The following is a 21,965-nucleotide window of genomic DNA, read 5'->3' on the forward strand; positions in this document are numbered from 1 at the left end:
ATGGTTGAAACCGGACATTTCGCCCTGGTCCTGGCGTTTGCGCTGGCCCTGGTGCAGACGATGGTGCCGCTGTTCGGTGCGCGCACCGGCAACCACAAGATGATGGCCGTCGGCGCACCGGCCGCGCTGACCGGCTTTGCCTTGACGGCGCTGTCTTTCGTGGCGCTGGCAACCGCCTACGCCGGCTCCGACTTCTCGGTTGAGAGCGTCTGGGAGAACTCGCATTCGCTGCAGCCGCTGATCTACAAGATCACCGGAACCTGGGGCAATCACGAAGGTTCGATGCTGCTCTGGGTGCTGATCCTGACCTTCTTCGGCGCGCTCGTCGCCGTCTTCGGCGGCAATCTTCCGGCGACGCTCCGGGCCAATGTGCTTGCCGTGCAGGGAGCGATCGGCGCCACTTTCTTCCTGTTCATCCTGACGACGTCGAACCCGTTCGTCAGGCTCAATCCGGCGCCTATCGAGGGCCGCGATCTCAACCCGATCCTGCAGGACCTCGGCCTCGCCATCCATCCGCCGCTGCTTTATCTCGGCTATGTCGGTTTCTCGATCTGCTTTTCCTTCTCTGTCGCTGCCCTCATCGAGGGCCGCATTGACGCTTCGTGGGCGCGCTGGGTAAGGCCGTGGACATTGGTTGCCTGGATGTTCCTCACCGGCGGCATCGCCATGGGCTCCTACTGGGCCTATTACGAGCTCGGCTGGGGCGGCTTCTGGTTCTGGGATCCGGTCGAGAACGCATCCTTCATGCCGTGGCTGGCGGGCACGGCGCTGCTGCATTCGGCGATCGTCATGGAAAAGCGCTCGGCGCTGAAGATCTGGACGCTGCTTCTGGCGATCCTGACCTTCTCGCTGTCGCTGCTCGGCACCTTCCTGGTGCGCTCTGGCGTGCTGACCTCGGTGCACGCATTCGCCACCGATCCGACGCGTGGCGTGTTCATCCTCTGCATCCTGACGCTGTTCATCGGCGGCTCGCTGGCGCTGTTTGCCGTGCGCGCCTCCCGGCTGACGGCCGGCGGCCTGTTTCACCCGATCTCGCGCGAAGGCGCGCTGGTCCTGAACAATCTGTTCCTGACCACCGCCACCGCCACCGTGCTGGTCGGCACGCTCTACCCGCTCGTGGTCGAAGCCCTGTCTGCCGACAAGATTTCGGTCGGCGCGCCGTTCTTCAACCTGACATTCGGCCCGCTGATGGTGCCGCTCTTGGTCGTCGTGCCGTTCGGGCCGCTGCTCGCCTGGAAGCGCGGTGACATTTTCGCGGTCGCCCAGCGCCTGATGGCGGCTTTCGCGGCGGCGCTGCTCGCCGTGCTGGTGACGGCCCTGTTCATCGATGGCGCTTCGGTGTTGGCGGCACTCGGTGTCGGCCTTGCCTTCTGGCTGATCTGCAGCGCGCTCACCGATCTCGCCGTCAAATCCGGCTTCGGCACCGTCGCGCCCGCCACCATGCTCAGGCGCTTCGCCGGCCTGCCGCGCTCGGTCTTCGGCACAGCGCTTGCGCATCTCGGCCTCGGGCTGACAACGCTCGGCATTGTCGGCACGCTTTGCTTCGGCACCGAAAAAATCCTGTCGATGCATGCCGGCGAGACCGTCGAACTGTCCGGCCACAAGCTGCGCTTCGAGGGGCTCTACCCGGCCCAGGGGCCTAACTACAGTGAGGATCGCGGCCGCTTCGCCCTGCTTGGCGCCGACGGCAGCGTCGCAGGCGAGATCACCTCGGCCAAGCGCTCATATCCGGTGCGCCAGATGACCACGACCGAATCCGGCATCAGGACGATCGGCTTCAGCCAGCTCTATCTTTCGCTTGGCGACGAGGGCAGCGATGGCTCTGTGGTCGTTCGTTTGTGGTGGAAGCCGCTGGTGACGCTGATCTGGGGCGGCGGACTGGTGATGATGGCGGGCGCGGCGATGTCGCTGCTCGACCGCCGCCTGCGCGTCGGCGCACCGTCGCGCCGCAAGGCTGCGGCCGGCGTGCCATCGGCGAGCCCGCAATGAAAAGGGTCACGCTGGCCTCGCTGGTCCTGCTGCTGGCGCTGTTGTTCGCCGGCGCCGCGCAGGCCGTCAAGCCCGACGAGGTGCTGGCCGACCCGGCACTCGAGGCGAGGGCGCGCGCATTGTCGGAAGGCCTGCGCTGCATGGTCTGCCAGAACCAGTCGATCGACGAGTCCGATGCCGACCTCGCCCGCGACCTGCGCATCCTTGTGCGCCAGCGCCTGGTCGCCGGCGATACCGACCGGCAGGTGATAGACTATGTCGTTTCGCGCTACGGCGAATTCGTGCTGCTGAAGCCACGCTTCAATCTGCGCAATGTTTTGCTCTGGGGGACGCCAGTTCTTCTGCTGCTCGTTGGCGGGACATTCATCCTGCTGGCCGCCCGCTCGCGCCGTTCGACGGTGACCGCTGGATTAACTGCCGAGGAACAGGCGGCGCTGGACAAGATGCTCCGCCGCGATTGATCGATACATTACGAAAGTTTCATGTACCGGAAATGGCGTCGTAATGTGCGGCTCTCTATTTCCTTTGTCGAGGATGCCAATCAAGGGGCGTCCCTTGAAAAGAGGATACGAGAACCATGAATGTTGCCCCCAATTCATATCTACGCACCCGCAAACGCCTGCTGGCCGCAGCCGCATCCCTGGCCATTGCCGGCGCAATCGGCTTTGGTGCTGTTGCCACCGGGACAGCCCCGGTGCTGGCCGACGCCGTGCGTGTCGAGGCACCGCAGGTCCCGAGCTTCGCCGATGTGGTCGAGCGCGTTTCGCCGGCGGTCGTCAGCGTGCGCGTCAAGGCCAAGATCCAGTCGACGGCCGATGACGGTTCCGGCCAGATGGACGACGAGGACGGTCTAGGCAATCTTCCCGACAACCCGCAGCTGCGCCGGTTCTTCCGCGAATTCCGCGGCTTTGGCGATCAAGGCGGCGATCAGGGCCCGAACGGAATGCGCCGTTTTGGACATCGTGACCGTAACAACGACCAGCCGCGGCCGGTGGCGCAAGGGTCCGGCTTCTTCATCTCCGATGACGGCTATCTCGTCACCAACAACCATGTCGTCGAGGAGGGCACCGCCTTCACCGTGGTGACCAATGACGGCAAGGAACTCGACGCCAAGCTGATCGGCACCGATCCGCGTACCGATCTTGCGGTGCTCAAGGTCGATGACGGCAACAAGTTCACCTATGTCGACTTCGCCGACGATTCCAAGGTTCGCGTCGGCGACTGGGTGGTGGCTGTCGGCAATCCGTTCGGCCTCGGCGGCACGGTTACCGCAGGCATCGTTTCGGCCCGCGGCCGCGATATCGGCGCCGGTCCCTATGACGACTTCATCCAGATCGACGCCTCGGTGAACCGCGGCAATTCGGGTGGGCCGACCTTCAACCTCAACGGCCAGGTTGTCGGCATCAACACCGCGATCTTCTCGCCGTCGGGCGGCAGCGTCGGCATTGCCTTCGACATTCCCGCTTCGACCGCCAAGCAGGTCGTGCAGGATCTGATGAAGAACGGTACAGTCCAGCGCGGCTGGCTCGGCGTCGAGATCCAGCCGGTCACGCCCGAAATCGCCGAGTCGCTTGGCCTTGGGTCCGGCAAGGGCGCGCTCGTTGCCAGCGCGCAGGACAACGGTCCCGGCAAGAAGGCCGGCATCACCGCCGGTGACGTGATCACCCAGGTGGACGGCAAGGACGTTGCTTCGCCGAAGGAACTCGCCCGTTTGATCGGCGCTTACCCGCCCGGCAAATCTGTCGATGTCACGGTGTGGCGCAACGGCAAGAGCGAGGCGGTCAAGGTCGATCTCGGCAAGCTGCCGTCGAGCGACAAGCAGGCCTCGGCCGACCAGCAGCCTGCCCCCGCGCCGAAGACCGACACGCTCGCCGATCTCGGCCTGACCGTCACCAAGTCTGACAATGGCAAGGGCCTTGTGGTGACCGATGTCGACCCTGACAGCGATGCCGCCGATCGCGGCATCCAGCCCGGCGACGTCATCACCTCCGTCAATTCGGCGGAAGTGAACGGCGCCGGCGACGTCGACAAGGCGATGGCCGACGCGGTGAAGTCCGGCCGCAAGGCGGTGCTGATGCAGATCACCCGCGACGACAGCAACCGCTTCGTCGCACTGCCTGTCGCCAAGGGCTGAGCGCATGACCCCGAACACGTATTCCGTTTTCGGAAAGGCTCATGCGCCGATTCAAGGTGCTAGAGCGTCCTTTGCGCGTCCAAGAGGACGCGCGGCGCTCTAGTGGTCGACTTTTCCGGTGCGGCGGTTTTCAACACCCCCGAGCCGCCGCACGGGAAAGCACGGGGCCTGAATACGTTCGTCAGTCATCGTGTTCCGCCCCAGCGGCAGCGGGCCTCCCATCGCCCGCTGCCGCTCGAACATGCCGCTCAAGGCGTGAGGCGGTTTTAGGCTACGACATGCTAAAACAAAGACTTACCGCGTATCCCTGAATCACTTTGTTCGCGATACGCCATGGAGAAGGCCACGATGCATATGCCGGCCACTCAATCTTCCAGCGAAATCGCGTATAACGGTTCTATGAAGATTCTCGTCATAGAAGACGATCGCGAGGCAGCCGACTACCTGCAGAAGGCGTTCGCCGAGGCCGGCCATACCGCCCATGTCGCCGGCGACGGCGAAACCGGCTTCGCGCTCGCTGATTCCGGCGACTATGACGTCATGGTCGTTGATCGCATGATGCCGCGCCGCGACGGCCTGTCCGTCATTGCCGGGCTCAGGTCCCGGGGCAATACGACGCCCGTGCTGATCCTGTCGGCGCTCGGCGAAGTCGACGACCGGGTCACCGGTCTGCGCGCCGGCGGCGACGACTATCTGACCAAACCCTACGCCTTTTCCGAACTGCTCGCCCGCGTCGAGGTGCTGAACCGCCGCGCCAGCGCCAGGGAAGCCGAAACCGTCTACCGGGTCGGTGATCTCGAACTCGACCGGCTGTCGCACTCGGTCCGGCGCGCCGGGCGCGAGATAACGCTGCAGCCGCGCGAGTTCCGCCTGCTGGAATATCTGATGCGCCATGCCGGCCAGGTGGTGACCCGCACCATGCTGCTCGAGAATGTCTGGGACTACCATTTCGATCCGCAGACCAATGTCATCGACGTTCATATCTCGCGGCTGCGGGGCAAGATCGAGAAGGGCTTCGACAAGCCGATCCTGCACACGGTTCGCGGCGCCGGCTATATGCTGAAAAGCGGCTAGAACCCCATGGCTCTTTCCGTGCCGGCCATCATGAAGACGACGGCAGCGCGGCTTTCGGCGCTCTACCTCCTGCTGTTCGCCATCTGCGCGGTGCTGCTCGTGTTCTACATGACCTCGCTGTCGGCGCGCATGCTGACCGGCCAGACCCAGGACACGATCAACGACGAGGTGCTCGGCCTCGCCCGCGCCTATCAGCGCGGCGGCCTCCCGCTGCTGGTCCGCGTCGTCGAGCAGCGCTCCCGCCAGCCCGGCGCCAATCTCTATCTGATCGCCGATGCCAACGGCCAGATCCTGACCGGCAACGTGCAGAGTCTGGAGCCGGGCGTGATCGAGGCCGAGGGCTGGACCACCGAGCCGTTCTCCTACCGCCGCTTCGGCGAGGGCGAGCTCGAGCGGCAGCGCAACCCGGTCTCCGACCCGAACGGGCCCGCCCAGAGCGAAGTACAGGCCGAAGGCGAGAAGGGCCATAACGCCATTGCCCTGGTGCTGCGCCTGCCCAACCAGATGATCATGCTGGTCGGCCGCGACCTCGGCGAGCCGGAGCGCTTCCGCGCCGTCATTCGCCGCGCTCTGATGCTGGCGCTCGGCATGATGGGCGTCGGCGGGCTGCTGATCTGGTTCTTCGTCGGGCGCGCGGCGCTGAAGCGCATCGACAGCGTGTCGGAGGCGAGCCGCCGCATCATGGGCGGCGATCTTTCCGGCCGGCTGCCGGTCACCGGCGCCGGCGACGAGTTCGACCGGCTGTCGGAAAACCTCAATTCCATGCTGGCCAGGATCGCCACGCTGAACGAGGGCCTGAAGCAGGTCTCCGACAACATCGCCCACGACCTGAAAACGCCGCTCACCAGGCTGCGCAATCGCGCCGAGGCGACGCTTTCCGGCAAGCACAACACCAGCGACTACCGGCAGGCGCTGGAAGGAACGATCGCCGAATCCGATCAGCTGATAAAGACCTTCAACGCCATCCTGATGATCTCGCGACTGGAAGCCGGCTATTCCTCGGAAAGCACCACGAGGGTTGATCTGGCCGCTGCCGTGCACGACGTCGTCGAACTCTACGAGCCGGTAGCGGAGGAGGCGGGCGTGACGCTCGAAACTTCGGTGCAAGGTTCCTTCGCCGTCAACGGCAATCGCGAGCTGATTGGCCAGGCGCTGTCCAACATCGTCGACAACGCGATCAAATATTCGACCGACTCGACCTCCAGGCCTATGGTTCGCGTGACGCTGGAGCGTGTCGGTAGCGAGATCAGACTCGCCGTCTCCGACAACGGCCAGGGCATTCCCGACGATGTTGACCGCGCCAGGGTGACCGAGCGTTTCGTGCGGCTGGAAAAGAGCCGCTCGCAGCCGGGATCCGGCCTTGGCTTGAGTCTCGCCAAGGCGATCATGACATTCCACAATGGACGGCTTGAGCTTCTGCCCGGCAATCCCGGATTGTCGGTCGTCATGAGTTTTCCCGGGCGGGAGGATCGCTGATGGTTGCGAGGATGGCAGTGCGACGCCTCGAAACGGACTGGCTGTTGAAGCCGGCGGTAGAGCTCGTTCCGCTGGATGCAAGCCGCGCCAGGCAGGAATTGTCGGAGATCGCCGACGCCGCGCGGCAAAAGGAACTGCCGCGACTGGCGAAATTCTTGGCAGGCAAGGGGGTCGTCCAGGATTTCCTCGCCGCCGTGTTCGACCTGTCGCCGTTCCTGCGCGATACCGCGCGCCGCCGGCCGCGGATACTCGATGCGCTTTTCGACGGGAGCGTCGAGGCGCGGCTGTCATCGATCGGCGCCGCGGTCGACAAGGCGGCACGCGTAGAGGCCGTCTCCGAAAGCAGCCTGATGATGGAGCTGCGCCAATGTAAGGCGGAGGCTCATTTCCTGATCGCCTTGGCCGATCTCGCCGGCGAGGCCGAGACCTCGCTGACGGTGCGGCGACTGAGCGACCTTGCCGACGCCTGCACGCGTGCGGCTGTCGATTTCCTGCTCCGCGACGCGCATGAGCAAGGCAAGCTCCGATTGCCGGATGCCAAAAATCCGGCGCGACGCTCGGGCTGGATTCTGCTCGGCATGGGCAAGCTCGGCGCGCATGAGCTGAACTTCTCCTCCGACATCGACCTCGTCGTCTTCTTCGACCCCGATGCGCCTGCCGTCGTCGATCCGCTCGATGCCACAGAGCTGTTTTCGCGCCTGACCCGCCGGCTTGTTCGTATCCTCCAGGACCGCACCGAGCACGGTTACGTCTTCCGCACCGATCTCAGGCTTCGTCCCGACCCCGGCTCGACGCCGCTGGCGATCCCGGTCGAGGCGGCGCTGCGCTACTATGAGGCGCGCGGCCAGAACTGGGAGCGCGCCGCCATGATCAAGGCCCGCCCGGTGGCTGGCGATCTTGCCGCCGGCGCCGCGTTCCTGAAGGAACTGCAGCCCTATATCTGGCGCAAATACATGGACTATGCGGCGATTGCCGACGTCCATTCGATCAAGCGCCAGATCCATGCCCACAAAGGCCATGGCGAGGTCGCGGTCAAAGGCCACAATGTCAAGCTCGGTCGCGGCGGCATCCGCGAGATCGAGTTCTTCGTCCAGACCCAGCAGCTTATCGCCGGCGGCCGCTTTCCCGAACTGCGCGGCCGCGAGACCGTGCCGATGCTCGGCGAGCTCGCCGCGCGCGGCTGGATCACCGCCGACGCGCGCGATGCGCTCACCAGGCAATACTGGTTCCTGCGCCGCGTCGAACATGCCATCCAGATGGTTGCCGACCAGCAGACGCATATCCTGCCGGAGGACGAAGAGGGCCTGGAGCGCGTCGCCCGCATGCTGGGCTTTGCCGATGCGGCAGGCTTTGCCGAAACGTTCCGCGCGGCGCTGCACCAGGTCGAGCGCCACTACGCAGCGCTGTTCGAAACCGCGCCGGAGCTTTCGGCCGGCATCGGCAATCTGGTCTTTACCGGGGACGTCGACGATCCCGATACCTTGCAGACCTTGCAGCGGCTCGGCTTCCAGCGGCCGAGCGACATCTGCCGGGTTATCCGCGGCTGGCACTTCGGCCGCTACCGCGTCACCCGGTCGGCGGAGGCGCGCGAGCGGCTGACCGAACTGACGCCGGCGCTGCTGCAAGCCTTCGGCCAGACGCGGCGGGCGGACGAGGCAGTGATCCGCTTCGACGAATTCCTTGCCGGCCTGCCTGCCGGCATCCAGCTGTTTTCGCTGCTGCAGTCGAATCCGGCTTTGCTGAAGCTGATGGCGACTATCATGGGCGCGGCACCGCGGCTGGCCGCCATCATCACGCGCCGGCCGCATGTCTTCGATGGGCTGCTCGATCCGGCGCTGCTGAGCGAACTGCCAAACCGCGCCTATCTGTCGGCGCGCCTTGCCGCCTTCCTCGAAGGCGACAGAGCCTATGAAGACGTGCTCGACCGGCTGCGCATCTTTGCTTCGGAGCAAAGATTCCTGATCGGCGTCAGGCTGCTTGCCGGGTCGATCGACCCGCCGCGCGCCGGCCGCGCTTTTTCCGATCTCGCCGACCTGACCATCGAGGCGGCATTGCAGGCGGTGATGGCGGAATTCGCTTTGCGTCATGGCTATATTGCCGGCGGCCGGGTCGCGCTGCTCGGCATGGGCAAGCTCGGCAGCCGCGAACTGACGGCGGGCTCCGACGTCGACCTCATCCTGCTCTACGATCACGACGCCGATGCGGAGGAGTCCGACGGCGACAAGCCGCTTGCCCCGTCGCATTACTACAGCCGGCTGACACAGCGGCTGATCGCCGCCGTTTCCGCGCCGACCGCCGAGGGCGTGCTCTACGAGCTCGACCTTCGCCTGCGGCCGTCCGGCAACAAGGGGCCGGTGGCCACTCATGTCGACGCCTTCAAGAAGTATCAGCGCCAGGACGCCTGGACATGGGAGCACATGGCGCTGGCGCGGGCCCGCACGATCGGCGGCGATGCCGAGCTCTGCCGCGAGATCGAAGGGGACGTTGCCGCAGTACTCGCTCTGCCGCGCGATCCAGCCAAGGTGATGGCCGAGGCATCCGAGATGCGCGCCATGGTCGACAAGGAGAAGCCGCCGCGCGATCCCTGGGACATCAAGCTGATCCCGGGCGGCCTCATCGATCTCGAATTCATTGCCCAGGTTGCGCTGATAACGGGAAAGATCGAGGCAGGCCGCAGGGCCACCGGCACGGCTGAGGTCCTGTCGCGCCTGGCGCCGGATTTCGCCAACGCCCAGGTCAGGCAGGAACTGGTGGATGCCTATTCGCTCTATCTGGCGCTGACCCAGATGATACGGCTTTGCCTCACCGGCGCGTTCGAACGCGACGACGTTCCGCCAGGGCTTTCCGATCTGCTTCTTGCGGTCACCGACCTGCCGGATTTCGGGGTGCTTGAAGCGCACCTCAAGGAGACGTCGCAGAAGGTCAGAAAGGATTTCGACCTTCTGCTTCGTGTGAAACAACCGTGACGGCAACCAGCCGTACGGGCGAGAGCATCGGGCCCAAAATTGCGACCTGCTTTGGGAGGTTCCGATGTTCAATCAAAGAGATGGAGCGGGGGATTGAAGGTCCGCCGCTCTAGCATCGGGGGTGACGATGCAACAGGAGAAGACCATGAGAAAGACAACCAGACTTGCACTCGTTTTCGCAGCCCTGGCCGGCGCCGTCGGCACCGCTGCCTATGCAGACGAGCACTCCGTGGCCGGGCCGCGCGACGGCATGATGATGCGCCTCGGCAAGGTCATGAAGGACAATGACGGCACCATCACCTTCGACCAGTTCTCCGACGCCATGAACGCGCGGCTGAAGAAGATGGTCGCCGACAATGGCGGCAAGCTGACCGTGGCACAGCTCGCCGACGCGCTCGAGAAAGCACGCTTCGAGCAGATGGCCAGGCGCATCATCGCCCGTTACGACACCAAGGGCAACGGCACGCTGACCGCCGATGACATCACCAGCCGCCAGAAGAAGGTCTTCGCCATGCTCGACCGTGACAATGACGGGAAAATCGAGAAGAACGAACTGCCGAAGGGTCCCGGCGGTCACCGCCAATGGGACGGCGAGGGCAATGACGGCGCTGACGGAATGCAGTGAGAATTTGATAACGCTCCGGCGGCGCGCGGCCGCCGGAGACTTATTTTGTCATTCAGGCAGCGGCCCTGACCGCCTGCGCGGCTTTCTTGATCGGGATGCGTACCGAGACGATCGTGCCGGTGCCTTCGGTCGAGCGGATCTTCAAGGCGCCACCCTGAAGTTCGGCCAGCGAGCGCGAGATGGCGAGGCCGAGGCCGGAGCCGGCATGGCTCTTGGAGAACTGGTTTTGCACCTGTTCGAATGGCCGCCCGAGCTTGCTCAGCGCCGCCTTCGGGATGCCGCAGCCATTGTCCTCGATCGTCAGGATCAGCGCGCTGGAAATGCTGCGGGCTCTGACCGAGATGTGGCCGCCTTGCCCGGTGAACTTCACCGCATTGGACAGAAGGTTGATGAGTATCTGCTTGATCGCCCTGCGGTCGGCGAACAGCGTCAGCGAATCGGCGATGCGGGTTTCGACGGTGATCGACTTTTCCGCCGCCTGCAGAGAAACGACGCGAACCGTCTCCCTGATGAGCGGGCAGAGATCGATTTCTTCCTGATCCAAGGCGAACTGGCCGGCCTCGATCTTCGACATGTCGAGGATGTCATTGATCACACCGAGAAGATATTTGCCGCTGCCGTTGATGTCGGTGGCATACTCTTCGTAGCGCGGCGAGCCCAGCGGCCCGAACAGCCGCCGTTCCATCAGTTCCGAGAAGCCGATGATCGCGTTGAGCGGGGTGCGCAACTCGTGCGACATGTTGGCCAGGAATTCGGATTTGGCCCGGTTTGCCGCTTCGGCGCGCTCGGTTTCCTTCATGTATTTGCGATTGAGTTCGACGAGCTCACGCGCCCGTTCTTCTTCCGCGCGGCGGGCAAGGCTGAGGTCATGGATTGTCGCCATCAGCCGGCGCTCGCTGTCGACCAGCTTCTCCTGGTGCAGCTTGATCTGGGTGATGTCGGAGCCGACAGAGACGGTACCGCCGTCCCTTGTCCGCAACTCGTTCACCTGCAACCAGCGGCCGTCGGCAAGCTGGCGCTCGAAGGTCACGCCTCCCTGCGGTCCGTTGGTGTTGGCAAGCCGCCGCTCCGAGGCGAAGGCCAGCATGCGTTCCTCCAGAACGGCGCGCGGAGCGCCCGGCATCACGTCGCGATCCAACAGGCCGTTGTCCTGCTGGTATTTGGAATTGCACATGATCAGGCGCTCGGACGAATCCCACAGCACGAAAGATTCGTTGATGTTTTCGATGGCCGTCCTCAGGCGCAGGTCCGCCGCTTCGGAGCGCAGCGCCAGATGCCGCTGCTCGGTGACGTCGACGGCGATGCCGATCAGCTGGATCTCCGGCGCTTCCGGGTCGATAACGTGTGCTCTTGCGCGCATCCAAACCCATTGCCCGTCGGCATGGCGCATCCGGAACACCTGGTCGATATGGTCGATCTCGCGTGCGACGATCCTGTTGGCGAGTTCGAACAAATCGCCGTCCTCGGGATGAATGATTTCATCGACTTCGCCGAACGACAGCATCGTGTCACAAGGCTCGTAGCCCAGCATGTCGTACATCGAGCGCGACCAGTACATCTTGCCGCGCACCATGTCCCAATCCCACAGGCCGCAGCGGCCGCGCACCAGCGCCATGTCGATGCGCTGGTGGGCTTCGAGATAGATGCGATCGGCGGCCTGGGCGCGCGCCGCCTGGCCGAAATAGGCGTAGAGGATGATGATCAGCACACCGGCCGTCAGCACGAACAGCGTGACGTTGAGTGAGACCGTCTTGCGCCAGGCGTCAAAAACTGCCTCCCGCGGCACGAACGCTGCCGAGGCACCCTTTCGGCCGTTCGCCAGGCTCACTGCCGCGTACCAGTCCTGTTCGCCGATGCTGACCTCCATCACCCCGGCGCGGTCGCCGAACATGAACAGCGGCTGCCCGCCCTGTACGACGCCATCGAGCGACCGGCCCTCCCAGTGCATCGACTGCGGCGATACGGCAATGATCTTGAAGGCGCTATCGGTGATCGCCAGTACGTGGCTTCGGCCCATCGCGCCCTGACGACCGGTGCTCTCCAGCAGGTCCTGGATCGCGCCGGGCGTGGAACCCATGGTCGCATCGGCAGCGATCGAACTGGCCAGTTGGCCGGCGGCCAGCGCAAGGATCGCCTTGGCGTCGCGCTCGATCTCGTCGCGCTCGTTCATCAGTGACAGAAAGCGCAGTACTGCGATGATCAACAGAAACATGATAATGAGGGCCGGTATCGATCGCCGCAACAGCGGCTCGGCTGCCAGCAGCCGTCGGTAGGCAGGTTCGGCGATGAGCCGCGTATTGCCCGCGAGACCGTCGCTTCGCGCCTCGCGCCGCCCAAAAGCCGTCCCACCGGGCGCGCCCCACGCGTCCGCCTTCGCCATAAATGGCACTCCCCGATTTTCTGTCCCGCTTGACGATCCGGCAACGCCGCACTTCCGAATCGTCACTAAAGAATCAAAGGTGATTCGCCTTGTCCAGAGGCGCGGCGAAAAAAGATTAAAAATCGACTAAAATAACGGGGTTTTCGGGGGGTCTTCCCTTTTTCCCACAAGGGGACAACGGAGGTCGCTTACGCCAGGGTGCGCTCGACGATGTCTCGCAAATCGGCCGACAGCTTCTCGGTATTGGCGATCGAAAGCAACGCCTCCCTTGCCTTGGCCTGCCGCACCGGTTCGAGCGAGCGCCACGACCTGAGCGCCGTCGCCAGCCTGGCGGCCACCTGCGGGTTGCGTTTTTCGACCTGCAGCACCGTTTCGACGAAAAGCCGGTAGCCTTGGCCGTCGGCGCGATGGAAGCCGGTCTGGTTGGCGCTGGAAAACGTGCCGATGAGTGCCCGTACCCGGTTCGGGTTGGCCATCGAGAACGCAGGGTGGCCTGTCAAGGCGCGCACCGCGTCGACGGTTTGCGGGCCGGGCACGCTGGCCTGGATCTGGAACCATTTGTCCATGACCAGCGGATCGGTTGCATATTTCGCCTCGAAATCGGCCAGCGCCTTGGTCGCCTCCGGTGAGCCATGGTGACGGTGCGCAAGCACGGTCAACGCCGCGGCCCGGTCGGTCATGTTGGTCGCCGATTGGAAGTGCCCGGCGGCGAGTTCCGCACCTCCCGGCAGCAAGCACAGATAGTCCAGCAGGACATTGCGCAGCGCCCGCCGCCCGGCACTGGCCGCGTCCGGGCTGAACGGACCAGTGTCGGCGAGCCGATCGTAAAGTTTGGAGAATATCTCGCGGTTGGCCTCGGCGATCGCAACCGCCAGCGCCTCGCGCGCCGCGAAAATGGCGTCGGGGTCGATGTTCTTGCCGATGTCGCGGGCGATATCGGCCTCGCCGGGCAGCGCCAGCGCCAGTGCCCGATAGGCGGGTTCGAGCGCTTCGTCGCCGGCTATTTTGCCGGCAAGCCCGGTCAGCCGGGCGCTGAACTCGGGTTGCCTGTGGTCCAGGATCTGGCGGAAGGCTGCAATCAGCGCATCGGTCAAAAGCGTGTTGAACGACTGCCAGCGCGAGAAGGCGTCGCTGTCGTGCCCAGCCAGAAAAAACTGGTCGTCGGGCCGCTGCTCGACCGAAAGTGTCACCGGCGCCGAAAAGCCGCGGTTGAGCGACATGGCTGGACGCTCGCCAATCCCGGAAAACCTGACGACATGGCGGCGTTTGCGGATATGGATGACACCGTCCTCGACGTTCGCCCCTTCGGCGCCGCTGTGGGCTATCGCCTCGCCACCGGCGCCAACCAGGCCGAAGGCAAGCGGAATGTGCATCAGCCGCTTGCGGCTTTCCGACGGCGTTGGCGGCACCGACTGCTCGATTTCGAGCGTGAATTCCCGCGCTGCCGGATTATACGCCGAACTGACGGTCAGGTTCGGCGTACCGGCCTGATGATACCACAGCGAAAACTGCGACAGGTCGCGACCCGAGACGTCTTCGAACACTTTGATGAAGTCTTCGATCGTCGCCGCCTGGCCGTCGTGACGTTCGAAGTAGAGGTCCATGCCGGCGCGGAACGTCTCGGCGCCGAGGATGGTATGGATCATGCGCACGACTTCCGAGCCTTTTTCGTAGACCGTCGCCGTGTAGAAATTGTTGATCTCGCGGTAGCGGCGAGGCCGGACCGGATGCGCCAGCGGCCCTTGGTCCTCGGGAAACTGATGGGCGCGCAGCGTACGAACCTCGGCGATGCGCTTGACGGCGCGCGAGCGCTGATCGGCGGAGAATTCGTGGTCGCGGAAAACCGTCAGGCCTTCCTTCAGGCAAAGCTGGAACCAGTCGCGGCAAGTGATTCTGTTACCTGTCCAATTGTGGAAATACTCATGGGCAATGATGGCCTCGATATTGGCGAAATCGGCGTCGGTCGCGGTTTCCTGGTCGGCCAGCACATATTTGTCGTTGAAGATGTTGAGACCCTTGTTCTCCATTGCGCCCATATTGAAGTCGGACACGGCGACGATGTTGAAGACATCGAGGTCGTATTCGCGGCCGAATGCCTCCTCGTCCCATTTCATCGACCGTTTCAAAGCGTCCATGGCGTAGCCGGCGAGCCTCTCCTTGCCCGGTTCGACATAGATTCCGAGCTCGACCCTGCGGCCAGATAGGGTGACAAAACTGTCCGAGATCTTGCCGAGGTCGCCCGCCACCAGCGCAAACAAATAGGACGGCTTGGGGAAGGGGTCGTGCCAGACCGCATAGTGCCAGCCGCCGGCAAGCTCGCCGCTGCCGGCCGGGTTGCCGTTGGACAAAAGCAGCGGCGCCTCATTGCGCTCAGCTTCGATACGCACCGTATAGACCGACAGGATGTCGGGACGGTCGAGGAAGTAAGTGATGCGGCGAAAGCCTTCGGCCTCGCATTGCGTGCAATAAACGTCGCTGGAGCGATAGAGGCCCATCAGCGCTTCGTTCTGCGCCGGCGCCAACACGGTTTCAATTCTCAGCTGGAAGCACCTTGTCGCAGGGGGGCTGATGATTGTCAGTTGATCGGGCGTGGCGAGAAAATCCGCAAGGCTCGGCTCCTGGCCGTCGATGGCGATGCCGCGGAACGTCAGCCCGTCGCCATCCAGCACCAGTGGCACCGACGCCGCAATCCCGTCGCGGCGTTCGACCGTCAGCACGGCGGTCACATGCGTTGCTTCAGGCGAAAGGCGGAAAGTCAGGCTGGTTTCCGGAATGAGATAATCACTGGGGCGATAGTCTTCGAGCTTGAAGACCTGGCCGGTATCTGTGCGCATTCCTTGATTTTTCCTGTCGATCCGGGTGCGGCGGGCGGGTCCGCTGGTCCAAATAATTTGAAGTCTGCGCTCTTTACACGAAACGCTCCCTCGACAAAACTGCAGCGACGTCTATTTCAGGCGATCATTTCCCAAGCATCATCGCGAGGCTTCCATGACCGTCGTCACGCCGAAATTCGGAACGAGCGCCTCTGTGTTGCGTCGCGAGGATGTGGCCTTCATCAAGGGCGCGCGGGAGGCGGGTACGATCGGGTCGACGCCTGCCGCGCTCAATGCGGTGACCGACGCGCACTACCGCACCTACGGCATCAGGCATATCGACATGCCGGCAACGTCGGCGTGCATCTGGGCGGCGATCGAGGAAGCAAGAGGGGCGTGACAGCCAGACCGGATTTGCCAGTGCTTGCAGTTGGCGACCTTGCCGGCGAGCACAGCACGCTGACCGGGATCTTGCTCAAGATCGTATCGGTGGCGGTCTTCGTCGGCATGTCGTCCTGCATCAAGGCGGCAGGCACCGTCCCGGCGGGCCAGATCGTCTTCTTCCGCTCCTTCTTTGCCATTTTTCCGATCATCGCCTTCCTCGCCTTGCAGGGAAAACTCGGAACCGCCTTTTCGACAAAGCGCCCGCTCAACCACATTGCGCGCGGCGTCGTCGGTGTCTGTGCCATGGGGCTCGGCTTCTTCGCGCTGACGCGGCTGCCGCTGCCGGAGGCGATCACACTGAACTACGCGCAGCCGCTGCTGGTCGTGGTGTTCAGTTCGATCTTCCTCGGCGAAGCCATCCGCATCTATCGCTGGAGTGCGGTTGCCGTCGGCCTGGTCGGGGTGCTGATCATCTCGTGGCCGGAACTGACGCTGCTCAGTTCGGGCGCTGCCCTTGGCGATCAGGAGGTGCTTGGCGTCATCGCCGCCTTGATAGCCGCGGCGATCTCGGCCATCGCCATGCTCCTGGTTCGCAACCTCGTCCAGAGCGAGCGGACGGCGACCATCGTGCTGTGGTTTTCGGTAACCGCGAGCGTCATGGCGCTGCTTTCGCTGCCATTCGGCTGGCAGGCGCTGACGCCAGCACAGGCGGGGCTTCTGATTGCCGCGGGTTTTTGCGGCGGGCTTGGCCAGATTCTGATGACCTCGGCCTATCGCCATGCCGAGGCTTCCGTCGTAGCACCTTTCGAATACACTTCGATGATCCTCGGCGTCGTCGTCGGCTATCTGGTCTTTGGCGACATCGCCACGATCAACATGCTGGTCGGCGGCATGATCGTGGTTGCGGCGGGGATTTTCATCATCTGGCGCGAGCGCCAGCTGGGTCTCGAACGCACCCGCACCCGCAAGGCCGTCGCGCCGGAAGGGTGATCAGCCCGCTGCGTCGGTCCGCTCTTTCGCCAGCCGCATCAGCACCGCCCGCGTCTGCTCGTCGGCGGGGAAAAAAGATTCGATCGCCAGCTCCGCCAGCGTCACGTCGAGCGGCGTGCCGAACACGGTGATGGTGCTGATGAACGACAGCACCGCGTCGCCATGGGCAAGCTTGAGCGGATGGACAATCGCGTTCGGTTCGACCGGCGCCGGCCGGCTGCTTTTAAGGCCGGACGGATAGGCCCGAAGCTCGCGCTCGAGCTCGACCAGAACCGGATCGGCGGCAGCGTCGTTCTGCCGCTTCAGCCGCTCCAGAAGATGCGTCCGCCATTCCGCAAGGTTGACGATGCGCGGCGCGATGCCGCCGGGATGCAGGCTGAGGCGCAAAACGTTGACCGGCGGCTTCAGCAGGGAGGCGTCGGCGACATTGGCGAGGAACGGGCCGATGGCGGCGTTCGCCGACACCAGGTTCCAATGCCGGTCGACGGCAAGCGCCGGGAACGGCTCGTGCGCCTTGAGCACGGTCTCGACCGCCGCCATCGCCGGTGCCATCGAGGCATCGTCAAGTGGTCGTTCGCTGAAGCTCGGGGCAAAGCCGGCGGCCAGCAGCAGCTGGTTGCGCTGCCTGAGCGGGATCGAAAGCTGCTCCGCCAGATGCAGCACCATGTCACGCGAGGGTGCGGCGCGGCCGCTTTCAACGAAACTCAGATGCCGCTGCGAGATCTCGGCCTCCATGGCGAGGTCGAGCTGGCTCATGCGCCGGCGTGTACGCCATTCGCGAATGAGACTGCCGGCGGAAATCTGGGCTGCTGTCATAACGAGATGACTAGGCCGGCAGTGGGCGCATTTCAATTACCTGCGAGATCATGATGCCGCCCTTCCTTCCTCGCAAGGGGAGGACGGAAGACGCGTTCTGCACCGTTACCCAAGTGCCCGCAACTTCGCCTTCACTTCGAGGAAATCCCGCCACGCCAGCTTCTTGTGCCCAGGCGTTCTCAACAAATAGGCCGGATGCAGGGTCGGCATGGCGGGAATGGCGACGCCAGACGGGGTCGTGTGGACGCGCCAGTTGCCGCGCAGCCGCAATATGCCTTCGGAGGTGTTGAGCAGGGTCTTTGCCGACGGGCCGCCGAGATTGACCAGCACCTTCGGATTGACCAGTTCGATCTGCCGCTCGATGAACGGCCGGCAGATCTCGGTCTCGTGCGGCGTCGGCGTGCGGTTGCCCGGCGGCCGCCAGGGAATCACGTTGGCGATGTAGGCAGATGTCCGGTCAAGACCGATCGCGGCCAGCATGCGGTCGAGCAGCCGGCCCGAGCGGCCGACGAACGGCAAGCCCTCTATGTCCTCGTCGCGGCCCGGCGCTTCGCCGACCAGCATCACCGCGGCAGTCGGATTGCCGTCGGCGAACACCAGGTTCTTGGCGGTGAATTTAAGATTGCAGCCGTCGAATGCCGCCATGTGCTGGCGAAGCTCGTCGAGGTTTGCCGCCGATCTCGCCAGTTGCCGCGCCAATGCCGCCTGCGCCTCGTCGGGCACCGTTGACATGGCCGGGGACGTTCGCACTGCCGGTGCCGTATTCGGTCTCTCGCCCATTTCGCCGCGCGACACGCTCGTCGAGCGATGAGGCGATGCGTTTTCACCGGCCGGCAGAGCGGCCGCCGCAGGCACCCGCTCGGGCGGCCTGGCTTCTGCAAACCTGTTTACTGGCTGTTCTTCAAGTGCCTCGTCGACGCCGGCGCTGGCGTAGAAGGCCAGCAGCTCGGCGAGATCGGCTCGGCTAGTGTGGGGGGCGGCAGTCATGGTTTCACATTCGGCCGCGGAGCTTGAATTTGCAAGTTCAGCTCGACGGTATGCGCGGATCCTGCACCAGATAGAACGTCCAGCGCGGCGTGTAGTCGGTGATCAGGAAATAGAAGCTGGCGGTCTTCAGCGGATCGATCTTGCCGTTCTTGAACAGCAGGCGGTCATACGGTTCGAAATTGCGGTCGAAATCGGCGTAGCTGCTCGACCAGATATTTTCGGGCGTTTTGTTGCGCTGGTCGAACGACAGGCCGTCGCCGAACACGCTCGGCTGGTCGAGGATCTCCTGGAGTTCGAACTGGAACTCGACCCAGGCTTGGCCGCTATTGTTGAGCACGTCGATGCGCATATACATCAGACCATTGGCGAAGTCTCCCGCCTTGCCGAACGGCTGGATCGGCCTTGTCGTGCGAATGGCCAGCGTTACCGGCGTCGCTGAATTCAGCTCTTCGGTGATGACCAGCGGATCCTCTTTCGTGCCGATGCCGGAAGCCCCGGTGATGCGGAAACCGCCGCGCTCGTCGGAAAAGGAATAGGCGCCGGTCGCCCAGACCAGTTGCTGCTCGGCACGGGCATCGAGGGCCGTCAGTGGCAGAAGCGCCAAGAGCGCCGCACGGCAAAACCGGCCGGGCGTGAAAAAAAAGCGCGTCGATGAAAAGCCAGCCGGCCCGAATATGCGCATGGCGGGAAGTATGGCCGATAAGCAAGCCGTCGAACAATTAAAAACATCAGTGCGACATATCTGTGCAAACGGAATAGGATTGAAGATTGATGCTCGTCACCGCGAATCTGTGCGGCAGGACGCGACTTTTTGATGAAATCGGTATTGTCACGTCCGCGCCGGTTTCCCGTCGCTATTTGATGCGCTATGCAGCGCGTGAGCCAGCAAGATGCCGGGAATAGCGAGCCAGTGAGGGATCGATGAGCGATATCGAACGCGAAAGCATGGAATTCGACGTGGTCATCGTCGGCGCCGGCCCGGCCGGCCTCGCCGCCGCGATCCGTCTCAAGCAGGTCAATCCCGAGCTTTCCGTCGTCGTGCTGGAAAAGGGCGGCGAAGTCGGCGCGCACATCCTGTCCGGCGCCGTCGTCGATCCGATCGGCATCGACCGGCTGCTGCCCGGCTGGCGCGAAGAGGAGGGTCATCCCTTCAGGACGCCGGTCACCGACGACCATTTCCTGGTTCTCGGCCCCGCCGGTTCGTTCCGTCTGCCCAATATCCTGATGCCGCCGCTGATGAACAATCACGGCAACTATATCGTCTCGCTCGGCAATGTCTGCCGCTGGCTGGCGACCAAGGCCGAGGCGCTGGGCGTCGAGATCTATCCGGGCTTTGCCGCGGTCGGCCTGCTCTACAACGAGGCCGGTGCGGTCACTGGCGTCGTCACCGGCGACATGGGCGTCGAGAAGGACGGCACGCACGGTCCGGGCTTTGCGCCGGGCATGGCGCTGATGGGCAAATATGTCTTGATCGGCGAGGGCGCGCGCGGCTCGCTGGCCAAGCAACTGATCGCCAAATACCACCTTTCCGACGGTCGTGAGCCCGGAAAATACGGCATCGGCCTCAAGGAACTCTGGCAGATCAAACCGGAAAACCACCGGCCGGGCCTTGTCCAGCATTCCTTCGGCTGGCCGCTCGATTTGAAGACCGGCGGCGGCTCCTTCCTCTACCATCTCGAGGACAACCAGGTGGCAGTCGGCTTCGTCGTTCACCTGAACTACAAGAATCCCTATCTGTCGCCCTTTGACGAGTTTCAGCGCTTCAAGACCCATCCGGCGATCCGCGGCACCTTCGAGGGTGCCAAGCGGCTGGGCTATGGTGCCCGCGCCATCACCGAAGGCGGCTGGCAATCGGTGCCGAAACTGTCCTTCCCTGGCGGTGCGCTGATCGGCTGCGCAGCCGGCTTCGTCAACGTGCCGCGCATCAAGGGCTCGCACAATGCCGTGCTCTCCGGAATGCTGGCGGCCGAGCATGTCTGTGATGCGATAGCCGCCGGCCGCACCAATGACGAGCTGGCCTCCTACGAGGCCGCCTGGCGCGCCACCGATATCGGCAAGGACCTGAAGAAAGTGCGCAACGTCAAGCCGCTATGGTCGCGCTTCGGCACCATTGTCGGCGTCGGCCTTGGCGGCCTCGACATGTGGCTGAACACGCTGTTCGGCTTCTCGCCCTTCGGCACGATGAAGCACGGCAGGGCCGACTATGCCACGCTGGAACCGGCCGCCGCGCACCAGAAGATCGCCTACCCGAAGCCGGACGGGGTGCTGACCTTCGACCGGCTGTCGTCGGTGTTCCTGTCCAACACCAACCACGAGGAGAACGAGCCGGTGCATCTGCTCGTCGCCGACATGGACCTGCAGAAGCGCTCTGAGCATGACGTCTATGCGGGACCCTCGACGCGTTACTGCCCGGCCAGCGTCTACGAATGGGTCGACAAGGATGGCAATGCCGCCGCCGATCCTGCGGCCAAGGATGTGCGCTTCGTCATCAACGCGCAGAACTGCGTGCACTGCAAGACTTGCGATATCAAGGACCCGAACCAGAACATAAATTGGGTGCCGCCACAGGGCGGCGAGGGCCCGGTCTACCAGAACATGTAAGTCACAAGGTTTGCTCCGGACTAAACAAGATGAGGAGCAGCGCAACCGTAGGATTGTTGAATAAACCGCCTGCCTGTGTTTCCTTTCTGCGGCGACAGGGAGGAAGGAAAAATGCGCCTGGCAGTTCTGACGAGCGTTGTGGCGATCGGGGCATTGTGCGCCCCTGCAGCCTTGGCCGGCACTAAGGTGCTGGTCAAGACACGAACTTACAACATTGCCGGAACCACCGGCGCGGCCCTGATCGAGGCCATGGATCGCAGTGGGCCGAAGCACGGCTTCATGACCCACGCCATCGCGCAGACCGGCTACAGCGTCGATGATTGGACCTTCGACGCCCAACGGGAACACGGCGTCTGCCGCCTGCGCCAGGCCAACGGGACGCTCAATCTCTTCTACACCTATCCCAAACTAGTCTCAGCCACGTCGCCTGCGCTGCAGAAGCGCTGGAAGCGGTTCTTCGCTGGCGTCCGCGCCCATGAAGAGACCCATGGCCGCATCGCCAGACAGATGATGCGGGCCACCGAAAAGTCGCTTCGAGGGCTGACAGTCGGTGATGACCCGCACTGTTTCGAGGCACGTCGCGAGGCAAAGCGCCGGATCAATGCCATCTATGCCGAATACGAGGCAAAGCAGATCGCCTTCGATGCGCACGAGCATCGCGACGGCGGCCCTGTCGAGCACCTCATCCGCGCTTTTGTGGGCCAGTAATAAGCCAGGTCGAGATTGGACT

Annotated in this window: 17 protein-coding genes; 12 read left to right on the forward strand and 5 right to left on the reverse strand. The window is 63.9% G+C overall.

The genetic code is table 11. The features are described 5' to 3' along the window. From NKH30_RS03155 to NKH30_RS03185, 7 genes are all read left to right on the forward strand, one after another. Entirely contained in the window at nucleotides 1-1,989 is a 1,989-nt protein-coding gene (locus tag NKH30_RS03155) for a heme lyase CcmF/NrfE family subunit (protein ID WP_352994176.1), read from the forward strand. Continuing rightward, nucleotides 1,986-2,450, forward strand: coding sequence for a cytochrome c-type biogenesis protein (locus NKH30_RS03160; protein ID WP_352994179.1), 465 nt, complete (start codon nucleotides 1,986-1,988; stop codon nucleotides 2,448-2,450). Before NKH30_RS03155 ends, NKH30_RS03160 begins: the two co-directional genes overlap by 4 nt. A 116-nt stretch (nucleotides 2,451-2,566) precedes the next feature. Further along, nucleotides 2,567-4,123 carry a Do family serine endopeptidase gene (locus NKH30_RS03165; protein WP_352994182.1) on the forward strand — a complete coding sequence of 519 codons (1,557 nt, stop codon included), beginning with the start codon at nucleotides 2,567-2,569 and terminating at the stop codon, nucleotides 4,121-4,123. Between the two features lie 399 nt (nucleotides 4,124-4,522). Further along, nucleotides 4,523-5,197 carry a response regulator transcription factor gene (locus NKH30_RS03170; RefSeq protein ID WP_254819962.1) on the forward strand — a complete coding sequence of 225 codons (675 nt, stop codon included), beginning with the start codon at nucleotides 4,523-4,525 and terminating at the stop codon, nucleotides 5,195-5,197. A 6-nt stretch (nucleotides 5,198-5,203) separates the two neighbouring features. After that, on the forward strand, nucleotides 5,204-6,673 hold the full coding sequence (locus NKH30_RS03175; RefSeq protein ID WP_352994185.1) for a sensor histidine kinase: 1,470 nt from the start codon (nucleotides 5,204-5,206) through the stop codon (nucleotides 6,671-6,673). Continuing rightward, complete coding sequence (locus tag NKH30_RS03180) at nucleotides 6,673-9,639, forward strand: bifunctional [glutamine synthetase] adenylyltransferase/[glutamine synthetase]-adenylyl-L-tyrosine phosphorylase (RefSeq protein WP_352994188.1); 2,967 nt, start codon at nucleotides 6,673-6,675, stop codon at nucleotides 9,637-9,639. The genes NKH30_RS03175 and NKH30_RS03180 overlap by 1 nt, the downstream gene beginning before the upstream one ends. A gap of 145 nt (nucleotides 9,640-9,784) precedes the next feature. Next, nucleotides 9,785-10,264, forward strand: a complete 480-nt coding sequence (locus tag NKH30_RS03185; protein ID WP_352994191.1) for an EF-hand domain-containing protein — start codon at nucleotides 9,785-9,787, stop codon at nucleotides 10,262-10,264. Between the two features lie 52 nt (nucleotides 10,265-10,316). On the opposite strand, the gene NKH30_RS03190 is transcribed toward NKH30_RS03185, so the two are convergent. Continuing rightward, entirely contained in the window at nucleotides 10,317-12,644 is a 2,328-nt protein-coding gene (locus tag NKH30_RS03190; RefSeq protein WP_352994193.1) for a PAS domain-containing sensor histidine kinase, read from the reverse strand. A 188-nt stretch (nucleotides 12,645-12,832) separates the two neighbouring features. Then, a complete protein-coding gene (pepN, locus tag NKH30_RS03195; protein ID WP_352994196.1) occupies nucleotides 12,833-15,478 on the reverse strand; it encodes an aminopeptidase N in 2,646 nt (881 codons plus the stop codon). A gap of 154 nt (nucleotides 15,479-15,632) precedes the next feature. On the opposite strand from pepN, the gene NKH30_RS03200 reads away from it, so the two are divergent. Together NKH30_RS03200 and NKH30_RS03205 are read left to right on the forward strand one after the other, a co-directional pair. Continuing rightward, nucleotides 15,633-15,857, forward strand: a complete 225-nt coding sequence (locus NKH30_RS03200) for a hypothetical protein (RefSeq protein ID WP_352471117.1) — start codon at nucleotides 15,633-15,635, stop codon at nucleotides 15,855-15,857. 20 nt (nucleotides 15,858-15,877) lie between these two features. Then, a complete protein-coding gene (locus NKH30_RS03205) occupies nucleotides 15,878-16,831 on the forward strand; it encodes a DMT family transporter (protein ID WP_352471110.1) in 954 nt (317 codons plus the stop codon). Here NKH30_RS03205 and NKH30_RS03210 read toward each other — a convergent pair whose 3' ends face one another. The 3 genes from NKH30_RS03210 to NKH30_RS03220 all read right to left on the reverse strand — a co-directional run bounded on the left by NKH30_RS03210 (nucleotide 16,832) and on the right by NKH30_RS03220 (nucleotide 19,316). Continuing rightward, nucleotides 16,832-17,647: a helix-turn-helix domain-containing protein gene (locus NKH30_RS03210; RefSeq protein WP_352471021.1), complete on the reverse strand. Its 816-nt coding sequence runs from the start codon at nucleotides 17,645-17,647 to the stop codon at nucleotides 16,832-16,834. It abuts the gene before it with no gap. A 105-nt stretch (nucleotides 17,648-17,752) separates the two neighbouring features. Continuing rightward, nucleotides 17,753-18,634 carry a uracil-DNA glycosylase gene (locus NKH30_RS03215; protein ID WP_352471022.1) on the reverse strand — a complete coding sequence of 294 codons (882 nt, stop codon included), beginning with the start codon at nucleotides 18,632-18,634 and terminating at the stop codon, nucleotides 17,753-17,755. Between the two features lie 37 nt (nucleotides 18,635-18,671). Further along, entirely contained in the window at nucleotides 18,672-19,316 is a 645-nt protein-coding gene (locus NKH30_RS03220) for a hypothetical protein (RefSeq protein ID WP_023677808.1), read from the reverse strand. Between NKH30_RS03220 and NKH30_RS03225 the strand changes: the two genes are divergently transcribed. The 3 genes from NKH30_RS03225 to NKH30_RS03235 all read left to right on the forward strand — a co-directional run bounded on the left by NKH30_RS03225 (nucleotide 19,267) and on the right by NKH30_RS03235 (nucleotide 21,943). Further along, nucleotides 19,267-19,449, forward strand: coding sequence for a hypothetical protein (locus tag NKH30_RS03225; protein WP_198023574.1), 183 nt, complete (start codon nucleotides 19,267-19,269; stop codon nucleotides 19,447-19,449). The genes NKH30_RS03220 and NKH30_RS03225 overlap by 50 nt on opposite strands. 106 nt (nucleotides 19,450-19,555) lie before the next feature. Further along, nucleotides 19,556-21,235, forward strand: coding sequence for an electron transfer flavoprotein-ubiquinone oxidoreductase (locus NKH30_RS03230; RefSeq protein ID WP_352471023.1), 1,680 nt, complete (start codon nucleotides 19,556-19,558; stop codon nucleotides 21,233-21,235). 111 nt (nucleotides 21,236-21,346) lie between these two features. Continuing rightward, nucleotides 21,347-21,943, forward strand: coding sequence for a DUF922 domain-containing protein (locus tag NKH30_RS03235; protein ID WP_352471024.1), 597 nt, complete (start codon nucleotides 21,347-21,349; stop codon nucleotides 21,941-21,943). Nucleotides 21,944-21,965 lie beyond the last annotated feature (22 nt).

Origin of the sequence: Mesorhizobium sp. M1273 (assembly GCF_040318195.1) — a bacterium.
Classification (GTDB): domain Bacteria; phylum Pseudomonadota; class Alphaproteobacteria; order Rhizobiales; family Rhizobiaceae; genus Mesorhizobium.

Coding starts and splice junctions, on each gene's coding strand:
- NKH30_RS03155 (WP_352994176.1), top strand. CDS start 1: ATGGTTGAAACCGGACATTTCGCCCTGGTCCTGGCGTTTGCGCTGGCC.
- NKH30_RS03160 (WP_352994179.1), top strand. CDS start 1,986: ATGAAAAGGGTCACGCTGGCCTCGCTGGTCCTGCTGCTGGCGCTGTTG.
- NKH30_RS03165 (WP_352994182.1), top strand. CDS start 2,567: ATGAATGTTGCCCCCAATTCATATCTACGCACCCGCAAACGCCTGCTG.
- NKH30_RS03170 (WP_254819962.1), top strand. CDS start 4,523: ATGAAGATTCTCGTCATAGAAGACGATCGCGAGGCAGCCGACTACCTG.
- NKH30_RS03175 (WP_352994185.1), top strand. CDS start 5,204: ATGGCTCTTTCCGTGCCGGCCATCATGAAGACGACGGCAGCGCGGCTT.
- NKH30_RS03180 (WP_352994188.1), top strand. CDS start 6,673: ATGGTTGCGAGGATGGCAGTGCGACGCCTCGAAACGGACTGGCTGTTG.
- NKH30_RS03185 (WP_352994191.1), top strand. CDS start 9,785: ATGAGAAAGACAACCAGACTTGCACTCGTTTTCGCAGCCCTGGCCGGC.
- NKH30_RS03190 (WP_352994193.1), bottom strand. CDS start 12,644: ATGGCGAAGGCGGACGCGTGGGGCGCGCCCGGTGGGACGGCTTTTGGG.
- pepN (WP_352994196.1), bottom strand. CDS start 15,478: ATGCGCACAGATACCGGCCAGGTCTTCAAGCTCGAAGACTATCGCCCC.
- NKH30_RS03200 (WP_352471117.1), top strand. CDS start 15,633: ATGACCGTCGTCACGCCGAAATTCGGAACGAGCGCCTCTGTGTTGCGT.
- NKH30_RS03210 (WP_352471021.1), bottom strand. CDS start 17,647: ATGACAGCAGCCCAGATTTCCGCCGGCAGTCTCATTCGCGAATGGCGT.
- NKH30_RS03215 (WP_352471022.1), bottom strand. CDS start 18,634: ATGACTGCCGCCCCCCACACTAGCCGAGCCGATCTCGCCGAGCTGCTG.
- NKH30_RS03220 (WP_023677808.1), bottom strand. CDS start 19,316: ATGCGCATATTCGGGCCGGCTGGCTTTTCATCGACGCGCTTTTTTTTC.
- NKH30_RS03230 (WP_352471023.1), top strand. CDS start 19,556: ATGAGCGATATCGAACGCGAAAGCATGGAATTCGACGTGGTCATCGTC.
- NKH30_RS03235 (WP_352471024.1), top strand. CDS start 21,347: ATGCGCCTGGCAGTTCTGACGAGCGTTGTGGCGATCGGGGCATTGTGC.